This is a genomic window from Glycomyces salinus, assembly GCF_016428645.1.
Lineage (GTDB): Bacteria > Actinomycetota > Actinomycetes > Mycobacteriales > Micromonosporaceae > Glycomyces > Glycomyces salinus.
Genome location: NZ_JAELXW010000073.1, coordinates 1 through 3,775, shown reverse-complemented (window position 1 = coordinate 3,775; position 3,775 = coordinate 1). Strand labels below are relative to the sequence as shown.

Sequence of the window (3,775 nt, the reverse complement as noted above, 5' to 3'; positions counted from 1 at the left end):
AGCGCGCGCACCGGTCCCACCGGAGCGCGGGGACGGTGCACGCACCCGGCGGCCCCACGCCGAACGACCCGGTCACGGGCACCGCGTGCCACACCGCCACCACCAGCGCCCGGCCCCCGGTGGCCGCTGCCCGCACACGGGCGGCACGACCATTGTGTCCGGGACCAGCACCGAAAGGAGAGCGAACAACCCGGCGATGAACCACCAAGCGAAACCTGCACCGGATCTGGCCACACAATCGATTCGAGCGACCGTCAAGGCGATGCCTCCGACCGGAGGTCACCTTGGCGACTCCGGCGGAACGCCGAACCCGTTCTTGCGGGAGTGCTCGTTCGCGACTCGGAGGATCAGGAGGACGAGGATCAGCAGCGAGCCGCCCGTGAGCATCAGGACCGAGAGCCAGTCCAGGGCGGTCACCCAGACGGGAGTCGCCTCGCGGACCAGCTCGTCGGCTTCGCCGCGGTAGTCCAGGCCCCCTTGGTCCTTGGGAATGAGCGACCTGCCGGTGCCGATCGCGGTCAGTCTGCTCAGCAGGCTGGCCGGGGTGCAGCAGAACAGTCCGAACCCGGCCAGGTACCAGGTGAGGACGCGGCCGGTCCGGTCGTCCCTGCGGTTGAGCAGGCCCAGGGCCACATAGATCAGCGCCAGGATGACGTAGAAGCCCGCCATGGCCTCGAACGAAGCCCGGATGATCCAGCCGATCTCGGAGGCGACCACATCGGAGTCGGACCGCAGACCGGGGTGGTTCAGGATCTGCCTCTCGGCCTCGGTCCGCACCGTCTCCTTGACGATGAGGAAGCCGAGCGCAGCCAGGATCACGGAGACGGCGGTGAGGTGCTGCGGCCACATCACGGCCGTGATCGTCCCTGGTCTGGGCCGCTTTCGGTCTGCCATGGGGCCTCCGTTTCGTCGCCTGACCCGCCCGTCGAGTCGCCGCAATGAATAGGACGCCTCATTGAGCGCGCCGGGTTGTGGCCGCTTGCCGGGAATGCGGCCACAACCCGGATCTCTCGTGTCCGGCGTCAGCTCCTCTTCTCGGCGACGGCGATGAGCGGGTGGCGGCCCGAGACGCTCACCTGGACGGTCTTTTCCACCGTCCAGCCCGCGTCTTCCACCCAGGACGGGAGTTCCGGAGGCAGCAGGCACACCAGGCGCCCGCCGGGGGTCAGGACGCGCTTCCACTCGTCCAGGAGCGCCTGGAACGGTGTGTCGGCGCGGACCTGGCGGCCCCAGGCCGGATTCGTGACCATCCGGTCCACCGAGCCTGTCGGCAGCGGCAACTCGGCCGCGTCGGCTCGCTGCCATTCGATCTGCCGGCGGCCGTCGGCGTTGCGGGCTGCGGCGTCCAGCGCCTCCGGGTCCCGGTCGGAGCCGAGGTAGCGGACGCTCGGCTCGGCTTCGGCGGCCTCGATGAGGATCGTGCCCGCCCCGCAGCACGGATCGAGCACCGTCATCCCCGGCTCGACCTCGGCCAGGCGGGCCATCGCCGCCGCGACCGGCGGATGGAGGCTGCCCGGAATCGTCGCCTTCCTCCACTCTCGGCGGTGCAGCGGCGCTCGTCTCCCGCGCAGGCCCAGCAGCAGGCCCTCCGGTGAGAGGGTCGCGCGCAGCTCGACCGCGCCTTCAGGCGGGCGCGCTCCGCCGCGCCGCGAGGCGAGGCGGGCTCCCAGGCGCCGAGCCAGGTGCGTGCCGATCGCCTCCTCAAGGTCGTAGCGGTTGTAGGTGCGGCGGCCGATCATCGAGGCCGAGACGCTGAGCGTCGCCTCGCCGCCGTCGAGGGCGGCCCGGATCGGTTCCAGCTCCACGTCGAGCCGGAGCGCGGCCAGGTCGGCCTTCACCGGTCCGGGATCGGGTGCGCTCGCGAGCTGGATCAGCAGGTCGTCGATGGTGCGCGGGCGGTCGTCGGCCAGTTCGGGCGGCGAGGACACCAGGACCTGGCGTTTGCGGATGCCCAGCACCCGGTGGCCTCGCGCGGTCAGTTCGGCGGCGGCGATCGGTTCGAGGCCGTGGACGGTGCTGGCGAAGAGATGGAGTTCGGGCAGGGCGTAGCCCACCGCCTTCTGGCGGTTTCGTGACATGACTTGACTTCCCCGGTGAGCGACTTGGCGCGCCGGTCTGCGCGCGCCACATCGCCAGCCGCGGGCGTGGCCTCGGGTCGGCTGGCGGAGCGCTAGCCGAGCAGGAAGAAGAATGTGTATGTCACATGGGCAAGGTTAACGCACCGGGTCAGGCCCGCTCGATGTCGGCGACCACCCCGGCACACGAGTCGTGGTACTCGCCCGGGCCCGCCTCGGCGGCTTCGGCGAGGGCGCGGACCGCGGCCCATGCCTTGACCCGCTCGCGGTCGGCCCCCAGATTCTCGGCCACGATCCGCACCAGTTCGGGTGTGCCGAGGGCGATGCCGTACTCGAGTTGCCGGAACACGAAATAGCCTGCGTCGAAGGCGCGTTCTGCCAGGTACGGCTTGGGATCGATCAGCAGCCAGGGTTCGCGGTCGGAGGCGATGATGTTGCCCAGGTGCGTGTCGCGGTTGGCGATGCCGACCTCGCCGGGGTCGGCCAGGGTCCGGCACAGGTCCTGGCCTCGTTCACGCCACGGCGATTCCAGCTTTTCGAAGTGGCGCTCCAGGTCTGCCAACAGGTCGGTCGCCAGCGGGTAGGCGGGGAATCCGTCCGACTGGCCGGGGGCGCGCCACAGCCGCCGGTACAGGCCGCAGGCGGACTCGACGCGACGCCGCCAGGTGGCCCGATCGTCCTCGGGGCCGAAGTCGTGTTCGAGCAGCTCAGTGCCGGGCATGACCCGCTCCAGGAGCATCGCGCCGGTCTCTGCCTCGTACTCGTAGAGTCGGACCGCGCCGTCGCCGTCATAGTCGCGCAGCGCGGTCGGTTCGGCGGCGTTCTCCTCATCGCGGTAGATCACCTTGAGCACCGCGTCTTCGCCGTCGCGATCGACGGGGAGGACGTACGAGTGGGTGCCGCCCTCGAACGGCCCGCCGGTGGGGGCGAGTCCCCACTGGTCGACCAGCCGCTCCGCGGTGCCGGGAACCGAGTCCAGCCATTGCCGACCGTCGTCACCCGACCATTCGAGGACTTGCCTGCGGATGTCGTCGGGTATCGGCGGTAGCTGCATCGATCGAGTATCGGCGGCCGCCCCTGTGACCGCAATCCGTTTACGCTTCGAAGGAGAAGGACTCCAGGTGGTCGAGGAGGATGAATTCGGTGTCCGGGCTCAGGTCGGCTATGCGTTCTGCCAGGTCGTGGGCGCCTAGCCAGTCTACGGCCGGTTCGGTCAGGGGTTCCTCGTAGTCGTCCCAGTGGGTCGGGACGATGTAGCGCGGGTGGCCGGTGACGTCGAGGAGGCGTTCTTCGTAGCCGCTGCCGGGGGCCACTCCGGCCTGCATGAACAGCAGTGTCGGTTCGAGTCCGGCGAGATCGCGTTCTTGGAAGACGCCGGTGATGCCGATGAGCAGGGTCGCCTCGCCCATGGTGATCAGGTAGGCCAGGCTGCCGCCCTCGACCAGGTCCTTCACTACCTTGGGGCGCTTCGGGACCTCGCCTACGCGGCTGCCGGCGAACAGGAGCGTCTTGTGTCGGCCGCTGACGTTGTGGTGGGCCTCCAGGACTTCGACGGTGAAGCCGTCGAACCGGTACAGCTCGCCGCCCTCGACCTGTCCGAGCTGTTCTTCGGGGGTGTCCATGGCGCGCAGGAGGTTCAGGTGGGTCTCGGTGCCCAGCACGGTCGCACCGGTCTTGGCGGCGACGTACGGGATGTCGGT

At 69.9% G+C, this 3,775-nt stretch carries 4 protein-coding genes; all 4 read right to left on the bottom strand.

All coding sequences use genetic code 11. From position 1 onward, the window contains the following. Window positions 1-279: 279 nt before the first annotated feature. On the bottom strand, window positions 280-894 hold the full coding sequence (locus JFB92_RS18085) for a hypothetical protein (RefSeq protein ID WP_199042106.1): 615 nt from the start codon (window positions 892-894) through the stop codon (window positions 280-282). A 128-nt stretch (window positions 895-1,022) separates the two neighbouring features. Continuing rightward, entirely contained in the window at window positions 1,023-2,078 is a 1,056-nt protein-coding gene (locus tag JFB92_RS18080; RefSeq protein WP_199042104.1) for a methyltransferase domain-containing protein, read from the bottom strand. A 148-nt stretch (window positions 2,079-2,226) separates the two neighbouring features. After that, window positions 2,227-3,129, bottom strand: a complete 903-nt coding sequence (locus tag JFB92_RS18075; RefSeq protein ID WP_199042102.1) for an aminoglycoside phosphotransferase family protein — start codon at window positions 3,127-3,129, stop codon at window positions 2,227-2,229. Window positions 3,130-3,169: 40 nt separating this feature from the next. Then, window positions 3,170-3,775: MBL fold metallo-hydrolase (locus JFB92_RS18070; RefSeq protein ID WP_199042100.1), on the bottom strand; the 606-nt coding region annotated here is incomplete at its 5' end.

Coding starts and splice junctions, on each gene's coding strand:
- JFB92_RS18075 (WP_199042102.1), bottom strand. CDS start 3,129: ATGCAGCTACCGCCGATACCCGACGACATCCGCAGGCAAGTCCTCGAA.
- JFB92_RS18085 (WP_199042106.1), bottom strand. CDS start 894: ATGGCAGACCGAAAGCGGCCCAGACCAGGGACGATCACGGCCGTGATG.
- JFB92_RS18080 (WP_199042104.1), bottom strand. CDS start 2,078: ATGTCACGAAACCGCCAGAAGGCGGTGGGCTACGCCCTGCCCGAACTC.